Raw genomic sequence first — 1,018 nt, 5'->3', positions numbered from 1 at the left:
CCCGGCCACCGAGCTGGGCCTGGCGCGGATTGCCGATCCCGAGTACCCGCAGGTGATCGCCAACTACCAGAACCAGTTCGCCGACGGGCGTCAGGTCAAGAGCACTTCCATCGGCATCAAGGACTCCACCGGCAAGTACGTGGCGGCCTTGTGCATGAACGTCGACCTCTCGTTGTTCCGTGGCTTGCAGGGCATGCTGGAACAGTTCGGCTCGGTCAGCGGCGACCGGCCCGCCGAGTCTCTCGACCCGTCCGGTGCCGACGCCATTCGTGCGCGCATCGACCAGTTCGCCGCACGCCTGGCGACCACCCCACGTGCCCTCAAGGCCGCCGACCGGCGCCTGCTGATGCAAGAGCTGAAAGAAGCCGGCGTGATGGACATCCGGCGTGCCATGGAAACGGTTGCCTCACACCTTGGGGTCTCGCGGGCGGCGGTCTACACCTACGCCAAATGACCTATGCCGAGCGCGCCACGGCTTCGATTTCAATCAGATAGCCGTGGTGCAGTTCCGGCACCGGCACCACCGCGCGGGCGGGGCGGTGATCCCCCAGCGCAGCGGCGTACAAGCCATCAAATTCAGGCCAGTGTTTTACCCCCACCACGTACACCGTGACTTTCACCAGGTCTGCGGGTGAGCCGCCTGCGGCCTTCAAAATCGCCAACAGATTGTCCAGGGCCACTTGAGCCTGTTCGGCAAACGAAGCCTCGAGGTTATGACGCCCGTCAGGGCTCACCGGCAATTGACCGGAGATGTACAGCGTGCCCTGGTGGCTCACGGCCTGGGAGTAGTGACCGGCAGGCTGGGAGGCAGTGGCTGTGTGGTGAATCTTCATGATCGGCAGTTCTCAAGCAAGGGAGGGAAGGGGAGCAGGTTGTTCATCGGTGGCACCGTGGCCAATCACCGCCGTGGCCACGCCGCAGCCGAACACGTTGGTGGCGGTACGGCCCATGTCGAGGATCGGGTCCACGGCGAGGATCAGCAGCAAACCGGCTTCCGGCAGGCCGACCATCGGCAGGC

The 1,018-nt window shown here is 64.7% G+C and carries 3 protein-coding genes; 1 reads left to right on the top strand and 2 read right to left on the bottom strand.

The features are described 5' to 3' along the window. Positions 1-454 (top strand): transcriptional regulator (locus HX846_RS39790; RefSeq protein WP_256740083.1); only part of this gene is annotated, 454 nt, incomplete at its 5' end. A 1-nt stretch (position 455) separates the two neighbouring features. Here HX846_RS39790 and HX846_RS29465 read toward each other — a convergent pair. Then, positions 456-833 carry a RidA family protein gene (locus HX846_RS29465; RefSeq protein ID WP_008430534.1) on the bottom strand — a complete coding sequence of 126 codons (378 nt, stop codon included), beginning with the start codon at positions 831-833 and terminating at the stop codon, positions 456-458. Positions 834-845: 12 nt separating this feature from the next. After that, positions 846-1,018 (bottom strand): cation:dicarboxylate symporter family transporter (locus HX846_RS29460; RefSeq protein WP_178966712.1); only part of this gene is annotated, 173 nt, incomplete at its 5' end.

Source organism: Pseudomonas sp. K5002, from assembly GCF_013386655.1.
In the GTDB taxonomy this organism is placed as follows: domain Bacteria; phylum Pseudomonadota; class Gammaproteobacteria; order Pseudomonadales; family Pseudomonadaceae; genus Aquipseudomonas.
Note: the sequence above shows the minus strand (reverse complement) of the source record. Positions and strands in the feature narration are given on the sequence as shown.

Coding starts and splice junctions, on each gene's coding strand:
- HX846_RS29465 (WP_008430534.1), bottom strand. CDS start 833: ATGAAGATTCACCACACAGCCACTGCCTCCCAGCCTGCCGGTCACTAC.